Annotated in this window: 14 protein-coding genes, 13 tRNA genes and 3 rRNA genes; 2 read left to right on the top strand and 28 right to left on the bottom strand. The window is 43.9% G+C overall.

What is annotated here, in order from left to right:
* Positions 1 to 9 precede the first annotated feature (9 nt).
* The 19 genes from AC4PGZ_RS02035 to AC4PGZ_RS01945 form a co-directional block, all read right to left on the bottom strand.
* Positions 10 to 85: transfer RNA gene (locus tag AC4PGZ_RS02035), tRNA-Lys, on the bottom strand.
* A gap of 1 nt (position 86) precedes the next feature.
* Positions 87 to 162, bottom strand: a tRNA-Gln gene (locus AC4PGZ_RS02030).
* A gap of 6 nt (positions 163 to 168) precedes the next feature.
* Positions 169 to 245, bottom strand: a tRNA-Arg gene (locus tag AC4PGZ_RS02025).
* Positions 246 to 275: 30 nt separating this feature from the next.
* Positions 276 to 350: transfer RNA gene (locus AC4PGZ_RS02020), tRNA-Gly, on the bottom strand.
* Between the two features lie 4 nt (positions 351 to 354).
* Positions 355 to 438 (bottom strand) — tRNA-Leu (locus AC4PGZ_RS02015).
* 8 nt (positions 439 to 446) lie between these two features.
* Positions 447 to 521, bottom strand: a tRNA-Thr gene (locus AC4PGZ_RS02010).
* 31 nt (positions 522 to 552) lie between these two features.
* Positions 553 to 629: transfer RNA gene (locus AC4PGZ_RS02005), tRNA-Asp, on the bottom strand.
* Positions 630 to 638: 9 nt separating this feature from the next.
* Positions 639 to 714: transfer RNA gene (locus tag AC4PGZ_RS02000), tRNA-Val, on the bottom strand.
* A 4-nt stretch (positions 715 to 718) separates the two neighbouring features.
* Positions 719 to 793: transfer RNA gene (locus tag AC4PGZ_RS01995), tRNA-Glu, on the bottom strand.
* Between the two features lie 20 nt (positions 794 to 813).
* Positions 814 to 889, bottom strand: a tRNA-Met gene (locus tag AC4PGZ_RS01990).
* Between the two features lie 33 nt (positions 890 to 922).
* Positions 923 to 1,011: transfer RNA gene (locus AC4PGZ_RS01985), tRNA-Leu, on the bottom strand.
* 8 nt (positions 1,012 to 1,019) lie between these two features.
* A tRNA-Asn gene (locus AC4PGZ_RS01980) sits at positions 1,020 to 1,094 on the bottom strand.
* Positions 1,095 to 1,100: 6 nt separating this feature from the next.
* A 5S ribosomal RNA gene (gene rrf / locus AC4PGZ_RS01975) occupies positions 1,101 to 1,217 on the bottom strand.
* Positions 1,218 to 1,291: 74 nt separating this feature from the next.
* Positions 1,292 to 4,195: ribosomal RNA gene (locus AC4PGZ_RS01970) — 23S ribosomal RNA — on the bottom strand.
* 440 nt (positions 4,196 to 4,635) lie between these two features.
* Positions 4,636 to 4,711: transfer RNA gene (locus AC4PGZ_RS01965), tRNA-Ala, on the bottom strand.
* A gap of 67 nt (positions 4,712 to 4,778) precedes the next feature.
* Positions 4,779 to 6,304: ribosomal RNA gene (locus tag AC4PGZ_RS01960) — 16S ribosomal RNA — on the bottom strand.
* Together the 16S, 23S and 5S rRNA genes with 13 tRNA genes alongside form the textbook arrangement of a ribosomal RNA operon.
* Before the next feature lie 569 nt (positions 6,305 to 6,873).
* The gene (locus AC4PGZ_RS01955) at positions 6,874 to 7,893 is read right to left on the bottom strand and encodes a nucleoid-associated protein (protein ID WP_492159412.1); all 1,020 of its coding nucleotides are present in this window, start codon (positions 7,891 to 7,893) and stop codon (positions 6,874 to 6,876) included.
* Positions 7,894 to 7,980: 87 nt separating this feature from the next.
* Complete coding sequence (gltX, locus tag AC4PGZ_RS01950) at positions 7,981 to 9,456, bottom strand: glutamate--tRNA ligase (protein WP_492159411.1); 1,476 nt, start codon at positions 9,454 to 9,456, stop codon at positions 7,981 to 7,983.
* A gap of 60 nt (positions 9,457 to 9,516) precedes the next feature.
* Positions 9,517 to 10,581, bottom strand: a complete 1,065-nt coding sequence (locus tag AC4PGZ_RS01945; protein WP_492159410.1) for an alanine/ornithine racemase family PLP-dependent enzyme — start codon at positions 10,579 to 10,581, stop codon at positions 9,517 to 9,519.
* A gap of 190 nt (positions 10,582 to 10,771) precedes the next feature.
* On the opposite strand from AC4PGZ_RS01945, the gene AC4PGZ_RS01940 reads away from it, so the two are divergent.
* Positions 10,772 to 11,200 carry a GNAT family N-acetyltransferase gene (locus AC4PGZ_RS01940; protein ID WP_492159409.1) on the top strand — a complete coding sequence of 143 codons (429 nt, stop codon included), beginning with the start codon at positions 10,772 to 10,774 and terminating at the stop codon, positions 11,198 to 11,200.
* Between the two features lie 108 nt (positions 11,201 to 11,308).
* Here the strand turns inward: AC4PGZ_RS01940 and glmS are convergent, their stop codons facing one another.
* A complete protein-coding gene (gene glmS, locus AC4PGZ_RS01935; protein ID WP_492159408.1) occupies positions 11,309 to 13,135 on the bottom strand; it encodes a glutamine--fructose-6-phosphate transaminase (isomerizing) in 1,827 nt (608 codons plus the stop codon).
* A 380-nt stretch (positions 13,136 to 13,515) separates the two neighbouring features.
* Between glmS and AC4PGZ_RS01930 the strand changes: the two genes are divergently transcribed.
* On the top strand, positions 13,516 to 14,640 hold the full coding sequence (locus tag AC4PGZ_RS01930) for a mechanosensitive ion channel family protein (RefSeq protein ID WP_492159407.1): 1,125 nt from the start codon (positions 13,516 to 13,518) through the stop codon (positions 14,638 to 14,640).
* Between the two features lie 74 nt (positions 14,641 to 14,714).
* On the opposite strand, the gene AC4PGZ_RS01925 is transcribed toward AC4PGZ_RS01930, so the two are convergent.
* The 8 genes from AC4PGZ_RS01925 to AC4PGZ_RS01890 form a co-directional block, all read right to left on the bottom strand.
* Complete coding sequence (locus tag AC4PGZ_RS01925) at positions 14,715 to 15,362, bottom strand: lactate utilization protein (RefSeq protein ID WP_492159406.1); 648 nt, start codon at positions 15,360 to 15,362, stop codon at positions 14,715 to 14,717.
* Positions 15,363 to 15,376: 14 nt separating this feature from the next.
* Complete coding sequence (locus AC4PGZ_RS01920; RefSeq protein ID WP_492159405.1) at positions 15,377 to 16,390, bottom strand: ornithine cyclodeaminase family protein; 1,014 nt, start codon at positions 16,388 to 16,390, stop codon at positions 15,377 to 15,379.
* A 121-nt stretch (positions 16,391 to 16,511) separates the two neighbouring features.
* Positions 16,512 to 17,375 carry a TSUP family transporter gene (locus AC4PGZ_RS01915; protein ID WP_492159404.1) on the bottom strand — a complete coding sequence of 288 codons (864 nt, stop codon included), beginning with the start codon at positions 17,373 to 17,375 and terminating at the stop codon, positions 16,512 to 16,514.
* Positions 17,376 to 17,641: 266 nt separating this feature from the next.
* Positions 17,642 to 18,646 (bottom strand): proline racemase, encoded by a 1,005-nt coding sequence (locus tag AC4PGZ_RS01910; protein ID WP_492159403.1) that lies wholly within the window; start codon positions 18,644 to 18,646, stop codon positions 17,642 to 17,644.
* A gap of 3 nt (positions 18,647 to 18,649) precedes the next feature.
* Positions 18,650 to 19,117 carry a glycine/sarcosine/betaine reductase component B subunit gene (locus AC4PGZ_RS01905; protein WP_492159402.1) on the bottom strand — a complete coding sequence of 156 codons (468 nt, stop codon included), beginning with the start codon at positions 19,115 to 19,117 and terminating at the stop codon, positions 18,650 to 18,652.
* Positions 19,118 to 19,129: 12 nt separating this feature from the next.
* The gene (gene prdD, locus AC4PGZ_RS01900; RefSeq protein ID WP_492159401.1) at positions 19,130 to 19,888 is read right to left on the bottom strand and encodes a proline reductase cluster protein PrdD; all 759 of its coding nucleotides are present in this window, start codon (positions 19,886 to 19,888) and stop codon (positions 19,130 to 19,132) included.
* Positions 19,889 to 19,967: 79 nt separating this feature from the next.
* Positions 19,968 to 20,693 carry a D-proline reductase (dithiol) protein PrdB gene (prdB, locus tag AC4PGZ_RS01895; protein WP_492159400.1) on the bottom strand — a complete coding sequence of 242 codons (726 nt, stop codon included), beginning with the start codon at positions 20,691 to 20,693 and terminating at the stop codon, positions 19,968 to 19,970.
* A 20-nt stretch (positions 20,694 to 20,713) separates the two neighbouring features.
* Positions 20,714 to 20,971 carry a CBO2463/CBO2479 domain-containing protein gene (locus tag AC4PGZ_RS01890; protein WP_492159399.1) on the bottom strand — a complete coding sequence of 86 codons (258 nt, stop codon included), beginning with the start codon at positions 20,969 to 20,971 and terminating at the stop codon, positions 20,714 to 20,716.
* Positions 20,972 to 20,996 lie beyond the last annotated feature (25 nt).

The following is a 20,996-nucleotide window of genomic DNA, read 5'->3' as shown; positions in this document are numbered from 1 at the left end:
AATATAAAATGGTGACCCATCCGCGACTCGAACGCGGGACACCCTGATTAAAAGTCAGGTGCTCTGCCGACTGAGCTAATGGGTCCTGGCTGGGGATGCAGGACTCGAACCTACGAATGCCAGGATCAAAACCTGGTGCCTTACCGACTTGGCGAATCCCCAACTTAATGGTGTGTCTGGAGGGATTCGAACCCCCGACACCCGGCTTAGAAGGCCGGTGCTCTATCCGACTGAGCTACAAACACATGATATGATATATTATGCTACCGCATTTTTGGAGCGGAAGACGGGATTCGAACCCGCGACCCTCGCCTTGGCAAGGCGATGCTCTACCACTGAGCCACTTCCGCGTAGTGGTGCGGTTGGAGGGACTTGAACCCCCACGCACTGGGCGCCAGATCCTAAGTCTGGTGCGTCTGCCAATTCCGCCACAACCGCATTTAATATGGAGCTGGCAATAGGAATCGAACCTACAACCTGCTGATTACAAGTCAGCTGCTCTACCGTTGAGCCATGCCAGCATATTAAACTCTTTTTTATTCATTTATATAATGGCGATCCGGAAGGGGCTCGAACCCTCGACCTCCAGCGTGACAGGCTGGCATTCTAACCATCTGAACTACCGGACCGCATATATATGGTGGGACCAACAGGGCTCGAACCTGTGACCCCCTGCTTGTAAGGCAGGTGCTCTCCCAGCTGAGCTATGATCCCATATTGGTGACCCCTAGGGGAATCGAACCCCTGTTACCGCCGTGAAAGGGCGGTGTCTTGACCGCTTGACCAAGGGGCCTTACTGGAAAGAAATTTTTTTGGTTGCGGGGGCAGGATTCGAACCTACGACCTTCGGATTATGAGCCCGACGAGCTACCAACTGCTCCACCCCGCGATATTATGAATTATTAAGTTTTTTGTTGAAATATGGTGCCGAAGACCGGGGTCGAACCGGTACGATTATCTCTAATCGCAGGATTTTAAGTCCTGTGCGTCTGCCTGTTCCGCCACTCCGGCATGTTTTTTGGCTCCGAAGGTGGGATTCGAACCCACAACCTATCGATTAACAGTCGAGTGCTCCGCCTTTGAGCTACTTCGGAACAAAAAATTGGCTACGTCCTACTTTCCCAGGAGGCTGCCCTCCAAGTATTATCAGCGATGCAGGGCTTAACTTCTGTGTTCGGAATGGGAACAGGTGTATCTCCTACTCTATTGCAACCATATTAATTTGGATGGATGTACCATCAAAACTGCATGCCAATCTAAAGCTTCGCTTCTTTTTTCTTCCAGGTAAATTTTGGTCAAGTCCTCGATCTATTAGTACTCATAAGCTGCATGCATTACTGCACTTCCACCTTGAGCCTATCAACCACGTAGTCTTCATGGGATCTTACTCCTTACGGATGGGAAATCTTATCTTAAGGGTGGCTTCGTGCTTAGATGCCTTCAGCACTTATCCATTCCGCACATAGCTATCCAGCTGTGCCACTGGCGTGACAACTGGTGCACCAGAGGTGCGTCCAACCCGGTCCTCTCGTACTAAGGTCAGCTCCTCTCAAATTTCCTACGCCTGCGACGGATAGGGACCGAACTGTCTCACGACGTTCTGAACCCAGCTCGCGTACCACTTTAATGGGCGAACAGCCCAACCCTTGGGACCTACTACAGCCCCAGGATGTGATGAGCCGACATCGAGGTGCCAAACCTCCCCGTCGATGTGGACTCTTGGGGGAGATCAGCCTGTTATCCCCAGGGTAGCTTTTATCCGTTGAGCGATGGCCCTTCCACTCGGTACCACCGGATCACTAAGCCCGACTTTCGTCCCTGCTCGACCTGTATGTCTTGCAGTCAAGCTCCCTTTTGCCTTTACACTCTTCGCACGATTTCCGACCGTGCTGAGGGAACCTTTGGGCGCCTCCGTTACTCTTTAGGAGGCGACCGCCCCAGTCAAACTGCCCGCCAAGCAGTGTCCCAGACGAGGATTCACTCGTCGTGGTTAGAACTCAAACAATACAAGGGTGGTATCCCAACGGCGGCTCCAACGAGACTGACGTCCCATCTTCTTAGCCTCCCACCTATCCTGTACATGTATTGCCTAAATTCAATGCTAAGCTACAGTAAAGCTCCATGGGGTCTTTCCGTCCTGTCGCAGGTACCCGGCATCTTCACCGGGACTACAATTTCACCGAGTCTGTTGTTGAGACAGTGCCCAAATCGTTACGCCTTTCGTGCGGGTCGGAACTTACCCGACAAGGAATTTCGCTACCTTAGGACCGTTATAGTTACGGCCGCCGTTTACTGGGGCTTAAGTTCACTGCTTCGATTGCTCTGACAGATCCCCTTAACCTTCCAGCACCGGGCAGGCGTCAGCCCCTATACTTCACCTTGCGGTTTTGCAGAGACCTATGTTTTTGGTAAACAGTCGCTTGGGCCTATTCTCTGCGGCCTGATTTCTCAGGCACCCCTTCTCCCGAAGTTACGGGGTAATTTTGCCGAGTTCCTTAACAACAGTTCTCTCGCTGGCCTTAGGATTCTCTCCTCACCCACCTGTGTCGGTTTGCGGTACGGGCACCTTGATCTAACTAGAGGCTTTTCCTGACAGCGTGAAATCGCAGACTTCGTTACTTAATTTCACTCCCCGTCACGCCTTGGCATTGTACCTGTGGATTTGCCTGCAGGTACTGCCTTGACGCTTGGACGCGCATAACCAACAGCGCGCTTCTGCTATCCTTCTGTGTCACCCCATTGCTCAAACGATCTTTGGTGGTACGGGAATCTACACCCGTTGTCCATCACCTACGCCTTTCGGCCTCGGCTTAGGCCCCGACTAACCCTGAGAGGACGAACCTTCCTCAGGAAACCTTGGGTTTTCGGCCTGGGGGATTCTCACCCCCATCTCGCTACTCATGCCAACATTCTCACTCGTATACTGTCCACTGCTCCTTACGGTACAGCTTCAGCCTGTATACGACGCTCTCCTACCACTCTCCTTACGGAGAATCCGTAGCTTCGGTAATATGTTTGAGCCCCGGTAATTTTCGGCGCGGGACCACTCGACCAGTGAGCTATTACGCACTCTTTAAATGAGTGGCTGCTTCTAAGCCAACATCCTGGTTGTCTGTGCAATCCCACATCCTTTTCCACTTAACATATATTTTGGGACCTTAGCTGACGGTCTGGGCTGTTACCCTCTTGACCATGGACCTTATCACCCATAGTCTGACTGCCGAGTATGATGTACGGGCATTCGGAGTTTGATAGTCTTCGGTAACCCAAAGGGCCCCTAGGACATTCAGTGCTCTACCTCCCGCAATCTTAACCTCGACGCTAGCCCTAAAGCTATTTCGGAGAGAACCAGCTATCTCCAGGCTCGATTGGAATTTCACCGCTATCCACAGTTCATCCCCGCACTTTTCAACGTGCGTGGGTTCGGTCCTCCATTTCCGATTAAGGAAACTTCAACCTGACCATGGATAGGTCGCCTGGTTTCGGGTCTGCAGCATTGAACTTTCGCCCTGTTAAGACTCGCTTTCGCTACGGCTTCGGACCAGAAGTCCTTAACCTTGCTCAATACCGCAACTCGTTGGCCCGTTCTACAAAAAGTACGCAGTCACACATTAACGTGCTCCTACAGCTTGTAAGCATAAGGTTTCAGGTTCTATTTCACTCCCCTCCCGGGGTTCTTTTCACCTTTCCCTCACGGTACTATTCTCTATCGGTCGCCAGGTAGTATTTAGCCTTAGGGGGTGGTCCCCCTATCTTCCCACAAGGTTTCACGTGTCTCGTGGTACTCTGGATACACCTGGAAGTCTTCTCATTTCGTTTACGGGGCTGTTACCCTCTGCGGCGGCTCTTTCCAAAGCTCTTCTACTATGATACCTCTATTCCATGATGGTGTCCAAAACCCCTGACCGGAAAACCGATCAGGTTTAGGCTGTTCCCCTTTCGCTCGCCGCTACTTAGGGAATCGAGTTTTCTTTCTTTTCCTCCGGGTACTTAGATGTTTCAGTTCTCCGGGTTCCCCTCACTGCACTATGTATTCATGCAGAGATATACAGGCATTACCCTGTATGAGTTTCCTCATTCGGAAATCTTCGGATCGAAGGTTGCTTGCACCTCCCCGAAGCTTATCGCAGCTTACCACGTCCTTCATCGGCTCCTGGCGCCAAGGCATCCACCTTACGCTCTTAATAACTTGACCTATATAAATCAATATTTACTGCGACATTCTTTGTTGAGCTCCGCTCTCATTCAGTTACGTACGATAGTACGCGCCTTCACTCGTTTGTTCACTCGCCTCGACTGTCTTGTAAATCTTGGTTTCTCTTTATGGGACTCTCACCCGCTCTCGGCTTTCGCCGTCTTTAAATCTATTGATGATTTTGCAATCAACTTAAGAATTGTTGTTAAAAATAATAGATATTTTTAACTGTTTTGTTTTTTTCTCGATGAAATTACAGTTTGTGTTACCTTTGACGGATTTCAGACCTACATAACTTTATCAACTTTTAGGGTGATTAGTATATTTGTATTTCTTTCTTCGTCTTTGCGTATCATCTGTAATTTATATTCTGGAATTAAAAGATGTGTTTCTTTTAATTGGTATGCAGTTTTCAAGGTACAATATATTCAATGTTTTAATGGTGGAGACTAAGGGGATCGAACCCTTGACCCCCTGCGTGCAAGGCAGGTGCTCTCCCAGCTGAGCTAAGCCCCCACTGGTCATTGAATATTATTTGAGAGATGAACCCTCAAGACTAAACAGCAGAATAGTTTCTCCCTAGAAAGGAGGTGATCCAGCCGCACCTTCCGATACGGCTACCTTGTTACGACTTCACCCCAGTCATTGGTTTTGCCTTAGGCAACTTCCCCCTTACGGTTGGATAGTTGACTTTGGGCCCCCCCAACTCCCGTGGTGTGACGGGCGGTGTGTACAAGACCCGGGAACGCATTCACCGCAGCATTCTGATCTGCGATTACTAGTAACTCCAGCTTCATGCAGGCGAGTTTCAGCCTGCAATCCGAACTTAGACTGTCTTTATGGGATTAGCTCCACCTCGCGGCTTGGCAACCCTTTGTAACAGCCATTGTAGCACGTGTGTAGCCCTAAGCATAAGGGGCATGATGATTTGACGTCATCCCCACCTTCCTCCGAGTTATCCTCGGCAGTCTCTCTAGAGTGCCCAGCCAAGCTGCTGGCAACTAAAGACAAGGGTTGCGCTCGTTGCGGGACTTAACCCAACATCTCACGACACGAGCTGACGACAACCATGCACCACCTGTCACCTCTGCTCCGAAGAGGGGCCCCGATTAAGGGGCTTTCAGAGGGATGTCAAGCTTAGGTAAGGTTCTTCGCGTTGCTTCGAATTAAACCACATGCTCCGCTACTTGTGCGGGTCCCCGTCAATTCCTTTGAGTTTCACTCTTGCGAGCGTACTTCCCAGGCGGAGTACTTAATGTGTTAACTGCGGCACCGACCCTTAGGGCCGACACCTAGTACTCATCGTTTACGGCGTGGACTACCAGGGTATCTAATCCTGTTTGCTCCCCACGCTTTCGTGCCTCAGTGTCAGTATCAGTCCAGAAAGCCGCCTTCGCCACTGGTGTTCCTCCTAATATCTACGCATTTCACCGCTACACTAGGAATTCCGCTTTCCTCTCCTGAACTCAAGCCCGACAGTTTCAAGGGCTTACAACGGTTGAGCCGTTGCCTTTGACCCCTGACTTGTCAGGCCACCTACGCACCCTTTACGCCCAGTAATTCCGGATAACGCTTGCCCCCTACGTATTACCGCGGCTGCTGGCACGTAGTTAGCCGGGGCTTCCTCCTAAGGTACCGTCATTATCTTCCCTTAGGACAGAGTTTTACGACCCGAAGGCCTTCATCACTCACGCGGCGTTGCTGCATCAGGCTTGCGCCCATTGTGCAATATTCCCCACTGCTGCCTCCCGTAGGAGTCTGGACCGTGTCTCAGTTCCAGTGTGGCCGATCACCCTCTCAGGTCGGCTACTGATCGTCGCCTTGGTAGGCTTTTACCCCACCAACAAGCTAATCAGACGCAGGCTCATCCTTGTCCGCATGACTTTGATACAGTCCCGATGCCAGGTCTGTATTTCATCCGGTATTAGCACACCTTTCGATGTGTTATCCCGGTGACAAGGGCAGATTACCCACGCGTTACGCACCCGTCCGCCGCTAAGCTCAGATGTTTCACCCCCGAAGGGGATCCGCATTTGAGCTCCGCTCGACTTGCATGTGTTAAGCACGCCGCCAGCGTTCATCCTGAGCCAGGATCAAACTCTTAAATTTAATGGTTTGACTGGCCGGATTAAACATCCGACATATCTATTTTGTTATCTCAATAAATTGAAATTACGGTTTGTTTCTTTTTTTTGATGATCACCCGAAGGCTCTCATCTAAATGGTTTGTATATTCTGCTGTTTAGTTTTCAAGGTTCATTTTTTGAATTTTCTGTCACCATCTGATGACTTTTATTAGTATACTCCAGAAAGTTTTCTTTGTCAATATTTTTTTCAAAATATCTTATTCTGTTTTCCGGCTGACCGCTTGGCTCTGAGAGCTTTTCGGTGCTTTTATATACTATCACTCTGTAACTTTTTTGTCAACACTTTTTTCATCTTCAAGCTTCGAACTGCCTCATTCGACGATGGGTCATTTTTCATTAAGCTGTCATTTACTTCTTCGTGTTTCTGTCAGTCCGTTTTTGAGGACGTATATTAATATACCATCTCATACTTAATCCGTCAATATTTTTTTGGTTTTCATTTGAATTTTCCTGGTTTTTCAGTTAAAAAATGTGCATCAGAGCTTGATTACTCGTGATGCACGTCTTTGATTTTCAAGAATTACGTCTATGTTAGACAGATTTATACTCGTCTATATTCTTTACTATTATGTTTATGGTTCCGTCACTGTTGGCTGTGATTTCGACTTTATCGATATCCTGATAGTAGTCCACGGGTATGGATATCTCTATTCCATTTCCTGTGATTATTTTCTGCCTGTCGAATTTCCTTGCCATTACCTCTCCGACTTTTATTTCAGCTTTATCCAGGTTGGCTTTTTTCAGGGCCTCTCTGTATATGCCTTTTACTTCCTGACCATCTTCAAATGCTCTGTCAAGAACCTTTTCAACCTCAATGATTCCTTCTTCTACTATGGTGTCTGATATGGCTTTTTTTATCTGAGCTTTCTGCTGAAGGTCTTCTCCTATGAATTTTTCCTGTACTCTCTTGTTTACCTGATTGAATGCCTTGAGTTTTTCTTTTTCAGACATGCCGCTGCTGAGACCAAGTACGAGATCTCCAAAAAAGTTCTGCTTTTCTCCCTTTACCGTGTAGCTTTTGTCCAGGAGCGCAATATCCATGAACTTGAGATGCACTATGAATCCTTCTTCAGTTTTGGATTTTGGCGTGAGATAAAGATCGTTGCTCTTTGCTATCATGGCAATGGCTCCGTCCCTTGTCTCTTCAAGCCTCCTTACAAGAAGATCCTTGTGATTGAATTTTATGCATCCGAAATACATTACCTCATCCATCTCAAAAAGTATGAAGGCAATATCACACGATGGAAGGGCTTCGCTGTTTTCATAAATGTTCTTGTGTATCATGTAGCTCAGGTCTTTCGTTACTTCCATAAACAGGTTGAGGTCTGCATCCAGATTCTCCATCATCTTCTCTACAACCGAAGCCTCTCCAAAGGATGCCCATTTCATTTCTGAGGACCCGTGTATCTTCTCCAGATTTTTTCTTATAATTTCGAACGTAAGCTCTTCCTCGTGGTCTATTTCATATGTGGAGTATACAGGATATTCTCGCTCTCTGTTAAATGTGTGTATGACTGCCTTGTATATCAGTATCTTGCCTAAATCAAACATTTTGCTCCTCTTCTATCTGACTCATATAAATTTTAATCCCCCGCCGGTTTGTCAGCGGGGGTATTTGTCATCTCATATATTGAAAATTTACAGATTTTTTCTTGCTTCTTCTATTCTGATGAGTAATTTATCTTTTCCCAGAAGAGTAAGCAGCTTGTTTATGTCCGGGCCGTGCATCTGACCTGTAAGGAGTACTCTAGTTCCCATGAACAGATTTTTGCCTTTTATTCCGAATTCCTTCTGTATTTCCTTGAACATGGCTCCCACGAATTCTTCAGTCACTTCATCTGCTGATGATATCTTTGCTTCGACTGCATCCGCAAGCTGGGCCATATGCTCAAGCTTCATGAATTCCATGGCATCCGGCTCTATGCTGCCAATATGTTCTTCGAGGAGAAGCTTTATCTTTTCAGGGAACATCAGAAGATAATCCATAGACTCTCTTACAGTTTCAACAGCCAGTCTCAGCCAAGCTCTTCTTGCTTCTGCTTCTTGCTGAGTCATGAGCCCTGCCTCAACCACAAAAGGTGTGCACAGCTCAGTAAGCTCATCCAGATCATGTGCCTTTATATACTGATTATTCATCCAGTTAAGCTTTGCAACATCGAACACGCCGCCGCTTTTTGAAACTTTTTCAAGGTTGAATGCGTGCTCAAGCTCCTCCATCGTGAATATCTCCTGATTGTCATCCGGCGACCACCCAAGCAGAGCCACGTAGTTCACAAGCGCTTCCTTCAGGTATCCTTTTCTTCTGAAATCTTCAACCGCTACGTCTCCCTGACGCTTTGAGAGCTTCTTTCTGTCCTGGTTCAGTATATTCGGAAGATGAACAAAAGTTGGAGCTTCCCATCCAAATGCTTCATAAAGGTATACGTGCTTTGGAGTTGAAGGCAGCCATTCCTCACCTCTTATTACATGTGTCACTCCCATAAGATGATCATCTACTATTACTGCCATATGATAGGTCGGGAACCCGTCTGTCTTCATGAGCACCTGGTCATCTATGTCATTCGTGTTTACCGTAACCTGGCCTCTTACTATATCGTTGAAGGTTATGTCATAATTTTCAGGCAGCTTGAGTCTTACTACATGCGGCACGTTGTTTCTGAGATTTTCCTCTATCTGCTCTTTTGTAAGCGATTTGCAATGACCGTCATATTTTGCGGTGTTGCCTTCAGCCTTCTGTGCTTCTCTGAGCTCATCAAGCCTCTCCCTGCTGCAGAAGCAGTAATATGCATGTCCAGAATCAAGCAGCTGCTGTATATAGGTTCTGTATATGTCAAGCCTCTGAGACTGGATGTATGGTCCGTTCTCACCCTTCTGAAATACCTGATGATTTTCATCCATCATCACGCCTTCCGTATGATTTATACCTGCCCATGACATTGCGCTGAGCATCCCTTCAAGGGCTCCTTCAACAAGCCTCGTCTGATCTGTGTCTTCAACTCTCAGAAGGTATTTCCCTTCTGTTTTCTTTGCAAAAAGATAGTTGTACAGAGCAGTCCTTAGACTTCCTATGTGTACAAACCCTGTCGGTGATGGTGCAAAACGTACTACATTCATTATTTATTCCTCTTCTTTCTGTGTTATTATTGATAAAACATATAGAAGTATTATACACTATCATATGAATTTTTTGTATACGTATTCTGAATTAAATACGCTGAGAAGAGAGCTGTAGTTCATTTCAAAGCTCACCACATCTCCTATCTCATACTCGCGGCTGCAATTTGTAACGTTTAGTATCATATGGTCGCTGCTTCCTCCCATGATCTCTATATCTCTGTCTTCAGGAGTGAGGCCTCCCAGCAGAACGTCCTGTCTTCCAATTCCAAGGATAAGCCTTTTGAGATTTCCACGCTCTTCAAATACAGGAACGTTTCCAAATGCGTCGATTCCTATCTGCCCCTTTGGAACTGACGGCTTTGTCTTTTTCTCAATAACCTGAGCATGGAGCTTGTATATATCACCATAGAGCCCCTCTATTACTTCACCGTACTTGTCTTCAACTCCAAGGTTTATCGACTGCCCTATTCTCAGATGCGTTATCCCCTCCGGAAGAATATCCTCCCATATCATATGTAGATGAAGCGAGCTTCCACCAGTTATATGAGTGAACTTGAGACCGAGTTTTTCTTCAAGTGACCTTGCATGATTCATAAATGCCGTCATAGATTCTCTGTCAGGTATAACTCCTCCAAAGCAGCCGAAGTTCACGCCAAGTCCTACGAGCTCTACTCCCCTGCACTTCACTATTTCCTGAGCAGTTGCGAGCACATCTTCTTCATTTACTCCCTCTCTCCTGTCTCCCATATCTACCATTAGCACTACTTTATGCTTTCTGTCATGCTCAAGGCAGTAATCCGAAATCGCTCTTATCGTCTCCAGCTCTGAGTTAAGGCTTATGTCGGCATATTCAACCAGAAGATCTATCTCATTGAGCATAGGAAGCCTTATGAGTGCCTTTTCCACCTTTATATCCTTAAGCCTTATGAGATTCTGTATCCTTGCATCTCCAATGCATTCAACTCCTGCGTCCACCATCATCTGGGCGATCTTAGGATTTCCCTGAAACAGTTTTGTCACTGCCATTACCTTTATGTTCTTCTTCCCGCACAGCTCTATTACCGCCTTAGTGTTATGTATAAGCTTCTGTGTGTCAATCGTCAAGCATGGATATCTGTCCATCATTTTCCTCCGTCTTTGATTTCATTTTATTTTTAATCTTCGGCAAATTCTGACCTTCTATTATTTTACAACAAATGTATCCGAATCAACAAGGCCATTGTGCAATATTGTATTGTATTTTTTGCCTTTCCGCGTTAAAATTTAAGTATGCAGGTATATTCTCAAACTTTATAAGGGAAACGGAGCAAATATGAAAAAATATGATTACAGCATCGAAATGTCAAGAGACATAATCAGCATCGATACGGCGACCTTCCGTTCGATAGGGCTTTCATCAGATGAGCTTTCAAAAAGAATGTCAGAGAATCCATCATATGAAATCTTCATAAAATACATAAACGATATACCCGCCGGCTTCATCGGGATAATGAAAGTCAGCACACCTCACTACTCAGCCCACTGGATAGACCTCATTGCAGTAAGCCCTGACTATCAGGGAAACGGAGTGGCCAGGGATATGGCGCGATATGTTAAGAATTATGTAAGAGAAAATTATCCGGCATCCGAGTTCATGAGCGCGCTCGTAAGATCATCCAATACCGCTTCACTGAGATCACTCGAAAGCGAAGGATTCAAGCCTGATGGAAAAGGCAGCTTTGAGCTTCTTTTTTCCGAATAAATCAATATCCGATTTCATCATTACACAAAACAGCCCCGAAGAGGCTTCCAGATTATTTCTGAGTCCTCTTCGGGGCTTTGATTTTATATTTATTCAGTTATATCCGTCTTATTCAACCGTTACCGATTTTGCAAGGTTTCTAGGCTTGTCTACATCTATGCCTTTTGCAAGCGACGTGTAGTATGCTATAAGCTGAGTAGGGATTACTGAAAGCACAGGCTTTAGCAGATCCAGAGTCTCAGGCACATATATGACCTCATCCGCGACTTTCTTTATCTCAGTCTCACCTTCAGTCGTGATGGCATAGACATATGCTCCTCTTGCCTTTACTTCTTTTATGTTTGAAATCATTTTTTCAACAAGATCCTTCTGAGTCGCTATTGCAACTACAGGAGTTCCTTCTTCTATAAGCGCTATTGTACCGTGCTTGAGCTCTCCTGCCGCAAATGCTTCAGTGAATATATATGATATCTCCTTAAGCTTAAGCGAGCCTTCAAGCGCAGTCTGATAATCTGCTCCTCTTCCAAGATAGAACAGCGAGCTTTTTTCTTTTATTCTCTGAGCTATAGACTTTTCAGCCTCTATGTCCTCGAGAAGTGATTCCACCTTTCCAGAAAGAGTCTTGAGTTCATCCAGAACCTCGAAGTATTTTTCTTTGGTTATAGTTCCTTTTTTGATTGCCATGTTCAGAGCTACCATGTAGAACGCGATAAGCTGCGTTGTATATGCTTTTGTGCTCGCTACCGCTACCTCAGGACCAGCCCATGTGTAGAACACGTCATCAGATTCTCTTGCGATGGATGATCCGACAACATTCGTTATGGACAGAATCCTTGCTCCCTTTCTCTTTGCCTCTCTAAGCGCCGCAAGTGTATCTGCAGTCTCGCCTGACTGGCTTACGAGTATGAGCAGAGTCCTGTCGTCAACAAAAGGATCCGAGTATCTGAACTCTGATGCTATGTCTGTCTCAACCGGTATCTTCGCAAGCTTTTCAATGGCAAGCTTGCCTATCTTTCCTGCGTGATATGCAGTTCCGCAGGCCACTATATATATCTTGTTTATGTTATTCAAGTCTTCAGCTGACAGCTTTATGTCATCCAGCTTTATATATCCGTCTTCATCAATCCTTCTTGTAAGTGTCTCTCTGATAGCCTGTGGCTGCTCATATACCTCTTTGAGCATGAAATGATCGTAGCCGCCTTTTGTGGCAGCATCGACTGACCACTCTACCGTATGGACCTCTTTGTCTACAGGGTTGCTGTCAAAATCAAACACCTCTACTCCTGATGGAGTCAGGCGCACTACCTCTCCGTTATCGAGGAAGTATACATCTCTCGTATAATTCAGTATCGCAGGCACATCTGAGGCTATATAATTTCCGTCTTCAGAAAGCCCTACTATAAGCGGAGATTCCTTTCTTACAGCTATCATCTCTTCAGGGCTGTCCTTTGCAATGACTCCAAGCGCATACGCACCCTTGAGCTTCTTTATCGTCTTGAAGACTGCCTCAAGCAGATCTCCTTCATAATAATAATCCACAAGATGAGCTATAACTTCTGTATCTGTCTCCGAAACAAACTGATACCCCTTGCTCTGAAGCTCTTCCTTAAGAGTAAGGTAATTCTCGATTATTCCGTTGTGTACTACGGCTATTGTCTCTTTGTTGTTAAGGTGTGGGTGTGAGTTTATATCAGACGGAGCTCCGTGTGTTGCCCATCTGGTATGTCCTATCCCTACATTTCCTGTAATCGGATTTTCCTTTGTGTAATTGTCAAGAACAGAAAGTCTTCCCTTGAATTTTGCAGTATTGATGCTTCTGTCATGAATTACTGCTATCCCTGAAGAATCATACCCTCTGTACTCGAGTTTTTCAAGCCCCTCGATTATAACGTTCTGAGCCTGTCTGCTACCTACATATCCTACTATTCCGCACATTTTTTTGTGCCTCCTTAAATTGTATTCCCTGACAGTAGACGCAGCTATAGCATGGCTATATCACATGAAACATTTTTGTCCTCCCGATTGCTCGAAAGTTTTGTGTGTTTCTTGGACCGTGAAGCCCTAAGAGCATCCGCCGAATTTTCGATAACTCTTATCCTCGTCAGCCTTTTAAAAGGCTCTGGCGCTGTATTTTGCTGTGCATATCATGGGTAATACACATTATAGCACAAATTGATGCATTAGTACATGGATTTTATGTTTTTGTAAAATGCGAAATAGTCTGAATTGAGCTTCCTGATTTGACAAAGAAATAATGTGCTGATATTATTTAATCATACTTATAATCATTTGTTCAATTATTACAGGAGGTTTTAATGGAAAAGCTTATAAATTTCTTATCTTCGTCTTTAAACCGTTTTATTTATGGCATATATGATTTTTTTGTAATGTATCTTTCCTCCGTAATCGTGCTTGCGGTGTCGTTCATTGCAGCTCAAATATTCAAGGGGTATTTTGCAGGCTTCATAATAAATGTATTCCACAGGCTCCTGAGCAGGACCCGTCTCCGTGTGGAGAAAGACTCTATGGAGTTTCTCAAGAAGCCTTTGAAGCTTATATTCATTTCCACTGTAATGTTCTTCGCATTCATAACGCAAAAAAATCTCATGGCTGATTATCCTTTGCTGCTTTCATTTGTGATCAAAATGTACAGGCTGACAATTATATTATGCATAATATACTTTATCTACGCCGCAGTCCCAGTAATCATGAGCGCATTCAACAGACTAAAGCACCCGGATTCAATCCTGCTTGACGATACGCTTCTGATATTCTTTGCAAAGATAATAAAGGCAGTCATTGTAATAATAGCCGTTCTTATAGTTCTTGGAGAATTTGGAGTGAATATAAACGGGCTGATAACCGGAGTAGGACTTGGCGGTCTTACGTTTGCCCTCGCAGCTCAGGACACTGCATCCAACATATTTGGCGGGCTTGTAATTATTTCCGATAAGCCATTTGCTGTAGGGGACTGGATACAGACAGCTTCAATAGAAGGTACTGTTGAAGATATTTCATTCAGGAGCACAAGGATCAGAACCTTTGACGATGCTCTGCTCGTGGTTCCAAATTCGACGCTCTCGAGCGCTTCGATAACCAACTGGTCCAAGATGAACAAGCGTAAGGTTAAATTTAATATAGGTCTTACCTACAACACAGCTCCTTCTCAGGTAAAAAACATAATCGCTGACATAGAAACCTTCCTTAACTCACATAAAGATATCGTTTCCGATACACCTCTTGTAAAACTAGATGAATTTGGTTCAAGCTCTCTAAATATAATGGTCATGTTCTTTACCAGTCAGACATCTCTTGCCGAGCTGAAGCGGGTACGTGAGGAAATAAACTATGAAATACTTGATGTAGTACACAGACACGAGTCCAGCTTTGCATTTCCATCGACAAGTGTTTATATGGAAAAAAATCTCAATAATACTTAATAAAAAAGAGACCTGCGGCCTTAAACCCTGGTCTCTAATAATATCCAGACATAATAATTCACGCTTAACAAGCTTTAGAATCCAAAATCGCCGTCAACGATTATGACTTTAATCCTGTTTTTTATCCTCTGATAACCCGTAAGCACCTCAGTGCAGCATATTCTCTTCTCTGATGCACAGTTTCTGCAGATTCCATCTATAGTGCAAGGCGTATTGCAGTCGAGCCTCATTGCATTTGCAGGTGCCGATATTTCCTTTACTCGCTTTCTGGCTTCTTCAGCATCTCTTACTATTTTGTTTGATCCTGCGATTACTATTACTTCTTTCGGTCCAAAAGAAATTGCAGCTACCCTGTTTCCATTACCATCGATATTGAACAGCTCGCCTTTTTCAGTTATTGCATTTGTACCTGTTATGAAATAATCTGCAGTGAAGGCCTGTCTCTGCACTACCTGAACCTCTTCCGGAGTTATTCCCGGTCTTTCTCTGTCAATGTAATTATATACACCGCTTCTCAGGATTTCTACTATTCCAAGCTCTATTGATGTCATGCATCCGCCGGCAGTAACCACTGAGTTCTCCCTGACAAGATCCTTGAATATTATCACAGCCTCTTCTGGAGTTTTTGCATAAAATGCTTCGATGTGATTTTTTTTCAATGCCTCTACGGTCCTTCTGATTTTAAGGTCCTCACATTTTTTTATTGCATCTTTGAAATACATTGCTCTATTTCTCCTTAATCAAAATCAACGACAAGTCCAACTCCAAGTTCTACAGCCTTTTTGTATATGCTCTCTGCCGCCACAAGATCCTGCGCGGATATCCCTACGCTCTTGAATATCGTAATCTCGTCTTCGGTTTCTCTGCCTGGTATTTTGCCCAGTATCAGCTCTCCTATCTCACCCGTATAAAAATCATCACTGAGTATCCCTGCATCAATAAGCTGGGTAAAGTCTCCTGCCTCTTCGAGCATCGCATCTCTGTCGTCTATATATACCTTATCTGCTGTAAGAACAGTAGTCTTATCCATCTCACACATCTGCTTAGTGTATGAGCCTACCCCCGAAATGTGGACACCTGCCTTGAGAAGATTTCCGTCAAACAGGCCCTTATCAGATGTTGTGGCAAGTACAATTACGTCTGATTCCGGTACTGCATCGTTTCCATCCTTGTATGCAGTGATATTAACATTCTTGTTTTCTTCGCTGACTTTCATGTATGGTATGATTTCGTTCATTTTCTCACAGAAATTTATCGTCTTCTCGAAATTTCTTCCTACCACTCTTATCTCATCGAATTTTCTAGTAGCTATCATAGCCTCAAGCTGTTTTTCAGCCTGTCCGCCAGTTCCAAAAAGTACTCCGATCTTTACATTTTCTCTTGCCAGAAGCTTTATTGAAGCTCCTGTAGCTGCTCCGGTTCTCATTTTTGTGACGTAGGTTCCATCGATAAGCGCCTTCACTTCTCCGGTTTCTACCTCTAGCATCACTATCGTTGCATTAACAACCGCTTTTCCTTTTGCTGAATTCTGAGGAAAAACGGACACTATCTTTGCTCCAAGATATCCCTTTTCTTCTACAAGACCAGGCATGAAGAGTGCATTTCCCTGAACGTGTTCAACCGTGAGCTTGCTTCTTACAGGTGACTTGACCTGCTTTGATGAGCTCAGCGCAAAAGCCTCCGTAACTGAGTCGATACAGTCCTGCATGGTGTAGATTTTGTCTATGTCTTTTCTTGTCAATATAAGCACTTTATACCTCCCTGACTATCCTGAAATAAGTATATATTAATTCGTATAAAAAAAGTTGCTGATTTAATCAACAACTTTTTTATATCATAGCATTTTTCAGCTAATGTTTCAACATAAAATATTATGCAGTTTTTGATGCCTTGAACATTGAGATTGAAGTGTAAGCGATAACACACACTACAAGCCACTTAAGAACTGTAAGCGGAAGTGATGTTACAAGGAATACTGCGATAAGAACTCCAACTACTCCGAATATACTTATAGCCATAGAAGCTTTTCTGTTGTATGCTCCTTCTTTGATGAATTTAACTGAGCATATTGGCATAAGGTATGCACAAGATCCCATCATTATTGGGAATGCAACTGCAGGGCTCATTCCAAGAAGGTATACAAGAGCCATACATGGAGCGTATAGTCCAACTCCAGCTGTCATAAGAGCTCCAAGGATAAGGTTTCCAACTACTCCTATTACAAGAGCTACGCCTGTAAGACCTATAGCTTCTCCACCACCTGGGAATATACCAAGCATCTGGAACAGCATTACAAGACCAGCAAGTCCAAGAGCTACTGCCATTACTCTCTGTACTGTAGCCTTTGGAAGCTTTGACATGAATCCAGCTCCGAAATATGAACCTACAGATGCAGCAACAAGCATAGATGTAAGAGTTATCGGCTCAACCTCTACGGCTCTGATGAAAGCGAATGCCTCAACTATAACCGGGATTGTACAAGCTACGTTAAGTGTTCCTGGTAGAACTCTGTCGTCAATCTGCTTGAATGTTCTAAGAAGCGCTGTGGTAGGAGCAAATGATCCTATTCCAAGCGTATCAAAGAAGTTTACAACCATACCTATAATTCCTGATGTTACAAAATTTGTTTCAGGCTCAAGCTGCTCTTTGTGTGCAACATAATCTTTAACGAAGACAAAAGAGAATCCTGCAAGAAGTAGCGCGAGTACGCCAAGTAGTACTAATGATGCGTTCATAAATAATTCCTCCTAAGTATTTTTTTATATTAAAATTTTAACATTTAATATGTGTTAATTATAACATATCTGCCGGAAAAAATAAACAGATATCGTCAGTTTTTTCATAATTTTTTCAGTAAAATCAATGATTTCATTATGTTGTTCACATCTGTTGATGCAGGATTAAATTAATTAAGTTTTTGTTAATTTTTAGTTAATCTCGAGTGCATTTTTTCTTATTATTGCACTCGAGATTAAAATAAAATGTCAGCTGTAGATTATTCTTATTTAAGGATAAATCCGTGCTTAAGTGGATCTGTCTCATCTATTACAAAGTGATTGAATCCTGTGATATATGCTGAACCTGCGATTTTTGGTATTACCGCATCATAGTCAGCAACTTTTGTAGTGCCTACTATTTCTCCATAGAAAAGAGTTCCAAGTATGCTCTCATATACGAATTTCTCACCAACAGCTATTTCACCTTTTGAGTGAAGAGTTGCCAGTTTTGCAGAAGTTCCAGTACCGCACGGCGATCTGTCAACCTGTCCCTGTCCGAATATAACAACGTTCTTGTATGTTGCTTCCGGATGTGTTGGCTCATCATAGATTTCAACAAGGTCTACTGTCTTGATATGAGCAAGAGTAGGATGCTGGATCTCGATCTCAGCGTTTATTATATCTCTGAGTCTTAGGGCAACTTCTGTAAGTCTTCCAGTATTCTCAGGCTTGATTTCGATTCCAAGCTGCTTAGCGTGAACTATTGCAAAGAAGCTTCCGCCGAATGATATATCAAAAGTTATTTCTTTTCCATCAAGCATTACCTTCTGCTCTTTTTTGTAGTGGAACGCTGGAACGTTAACAAAAGAAACGCTCTGAACTTTTCCATTTTCAACTTTAGCTTCGGCTTTTACGATTCCCGCTGGAGCCTCAAGCACTACGTGAGTAACAGGCTCTACCATTGGAACCATTCCAGTTTCTATAGCAGCAGTAACTGCACCTATAGTACCGTGTCCACACATGTTAAGGTATCCGCCGCCGTCCATGAAGATTATACCAAGATCTGCTTCATCAGTAGTCGGAGCTGTTATTATAGAACCAAACATATCGTTGTGTCCTCTTGGCTCAAGCATTATAGCAGTTCTTAGATAGTCAAGTTCCTTCTCAAGATACTCTTTCTTCTCTGGCATTGTCTTTCCTTTTATGTTAGGGATTCCTCCAGTAACTATTCTTGTAGGTTCTCCTGCTGTATGAGAATCTATTGCCTGTATTCCTCTTGAAAAAATCATAGCTTATCCTCGCTTTCTCATTTTAAGTTTCAAAAATGCTGTTGCTTTTTTCGCATCCAGCGTATCAGTTGTATTTTCACCGACTACTTCGGTTTCTATACCCTCTTTTGACTTGTTGATGTCTACAATCGTATCCATGTATTTGTTTGTCACGACAAACTTTGCCTGGACTCCGTTGAACGTAACCCCGACAAGCGGAATGTTTCGCTTTCCTATTTCTTCAAAGGTATTTGCATAATCTACATGCGAATTTCCCCATCCGTCACAGGAAACGATGCATCCATCGACTCTCATTGACTCAAGCCACTGAGCTGTCCTTTGTCCTACTCGCTCTTTTTCCTTATTGTCCTGTGGAGTCCCTACAAGGATTATTCCAACAAGATCTATGTCTGTATCATTTGATAATACATCCAGTAATGGATCCCTAAAATGATGCAGGCTTGTCTCTTTTGTAGATGGTCCTATACCCATTTTATACCTCCATTATGTCATCGACCTGAGTGCACCATCTCTGAATTCGTTAGGAGAGAGCACTACCGGCATGTTTGCCATATCTATTATTGAAAGGCCTCCCGTATATCCGGAAGGTTGATCAGGGAACAGCTGATTATCGTACATGGCTCCCTGTCCTGCAATCTGCTTAACCAGTGCGACTTTTTTTGCGCCTTTTCTGATGCGGTCATAGAATTCATGAACCTCAGTTGCTGATCTTGGCTCAAGCTTCTTCAGCTCAGCTCTTATTGCATCTATCATCTCATCGCAGGCTTTGAATGCCGATATAGGAAGCTTTCTTTCATAAGGAAGCCCGCCTTCAACAAGCACATCCATATGGATTATATAGTCTGATTTTTCTGGTGTTCCAGCTCGTCCAAAAACCATCTGGTCCTTCAGATTGCCTTCTGATGATCCAAATTCATGCATCTGTCTACCGTCGGCATCACAACCTGTCAGCATAACGTATGCACCAGTCATTGTATATGTAATGCCTTCTCCAAGCTTTCCAAGTACTTTAACCGACATTGGCACAATGTCCATGATAGTGTTGATCTGTCTGTCATGGTCATAAGGATTTATTATTTCTATCTTTATGTCCCTGATCGTTGGATCCTGCGCTATCAGTTTGTTTGTTATTTTTTTGTCAATTTTGAGTATGCCATTTGAAAACTCAAATTTATCTGCAAACTCAACTCCCTTAACGTGAAAAGATCTGATTACTAATCTGCGTAAATCTACAGTTTCCATATTATACACCTGCTTATTTTTTTTATGCAGGAGAGGGAAATCCCATCTCCTGCATAATATTTGTATTTAAGTCTTAATCTTATACGTGTGCGTGGTACTCGAATGGTAGTGGTACTATCTTTCCTGCACTTGGTATCTTTATAAGCTCTTCAAGTGTTGCTTTTACTATTGCTGTCTGCATTTCTGGGTTATTTGGCTCTCCTGCGTTTGCTCCCATTGGTACAAGTGGTGCAACTGCTCTTGGAGTTCCGTTTTGTCTAACTACTGGAGGTAGAGCTGCAATTATTATTGTTGGTATTCCTGCAGCTTCGATTGCTCTCTGCACGATCACGGCAGAGCGGTGGCATGTACCTCAGCCAGCTGTAAGAAGAACTGCATCTACATTTTCTTCTTTAAGTTGTCTAGCGATTTCAGGACCAGTTTCGTTTGTGAATTTTGCCTGGTCTCCTCCACCACCCATGAATCCAAAGTGCATTGGAGCTACTGCTTTGATGAATCCTTCTGCAGCAAGTTCCTGTAATCTCTCGATAGGGAACATACAGTTGATGTCTTTGTTAACGTCTCCGTTATCGTATCCACCGTGTGATACCATAAGGTCGCTGCCTTTTGTATCTCCAGGGATTGCTCTGAAAGAGAAGTCTCCTGCAAGGTTAAATCTTTTATCTGTTTTTAGATGCACACCTGCTGCTGTTGCAAGGGCAACTACTGAATCTTTAAGTTCTTTTGTAACTGGAGTCCACACTGGTGGAGGAGTTACAGGAACAAATATTTCTGACTGAAGTCCTTTAACTACTGTAAGACTCATTATTATATTCCTCCTTTTCCTTACTTTTCTCTATTTTTTTTATATTCCAGATTCTGAGCGTATTTCTCATTTATTTCAGGTCCCAGCACTTCAGGATAACTCATCAAGAATCCTACTTCAAGTCCCAACTGTGGTTCATAATCTGTTATGAGCATCCTTTTTGGTACGCTCAGATGACCAAGTCTGCCCTTAAGGTCTATTCCTACCGAACCGTCTTTAACATCTACTATTACGCCTTCCACATATTGCTCCGTAGAAGCATATCTTAATTTTTCCATAGTAATTCTCCTTTATTGCCAGGCT

It is taken from the genome of Proteocatella sp. QWL-06 (assembly GCF_058684135.1).
This window is presented reverse-complemented; position numbering and strand designations above follow the sequence as displayed.

Excerpts from the sequence above, each read along its gene's own strand:
- AC4PGZ_RS01930 (WP_492159407.1), top strand. The coding sequence starts at position 13,516 with ATGGAAAAGCTTATAAATTTCTTATCTTCGTCTTTAAACCGTTTTATT.
- AC4PGZ_RS01925 (WP_492159406.1), bottom strand. The coding sequence starts at position 15,362 with ATGTATTTCAAAGATGCAATAAAAAAATGTGAGGACCTTAAAATCAGA.
- AC4PGZ_RS01910 (WP_492159403.1), bottom strand. The coding sequence starts at position 18,646 with ATGATTTTTTCAAGAGGAATACAGGCAATAGATTCTCATACAGCAGGA.
- AC4PGZ_RS01955 (WP_492159412.1), bottom strand. The coding sequence starts at position 7,893 with ATGTTTGATTTAGGCAAGATACTGATATACAAGGCAGTCATACACACA.
- AC4PGZ_RS01905 (WP_492159402.1), bottom strand. The coding sequence starts at position 19,117 with ATGGGTATAGGACCATCTACAAAAGAGACAAGCCTGCATCATTTTAGG.
- AC4PGZ_RS01915 (WP_492159404.1), bottom strand. The coding sequence starts at position 17,375 with ATGAACGCATCATTAGTACTACTTGGCGTACTCGCGCTACTTCTTGCA.
- AC4PGZ_RS01945 (WP_492159410.1), bottom strand. The coding sequence starts at position 10,581 with ATGGACAGATATCCATGCTTGACGATTGACACACAGAAGCTTATACAT.
- prdD (WP_492159401.1), bottom strand. The coding sequence starts at position 19,888 with ATGGAAACTGTAGATTTACGCAGATTAGTAATCAGATCTTTTCACGTT.
- gltX (WP_492159411.1), bottom strand. The coding sequence starts at position 9,456 with ATGAATGTAGTACGTTTTGCACCATCACCGACAGGGTTTGTACACATA.
- glmS (WP_492159408.1), bottom strand. The coding sequence starts at position 13,135 with ATGTGCGGAATAGTAGGATATGTAGGTAGCAGACAGGCTCAGAACGTT.
- AC4PGZ_RS01940 (WP_492159409.1), top strand. The coding sequence starts at position 10,772 with ATGAAAAAATATGATTACAGCATCGAAATGTCAAGAGACATAATCAGC.
- AC4PGZ_RS01890 (WP_492159399.1), bottom strand. The coding sequence starts at position 20,971 with ATGGAAAAATTAAGATATGCTTCTACGGAGCAATATGTGGAAGGCGTA.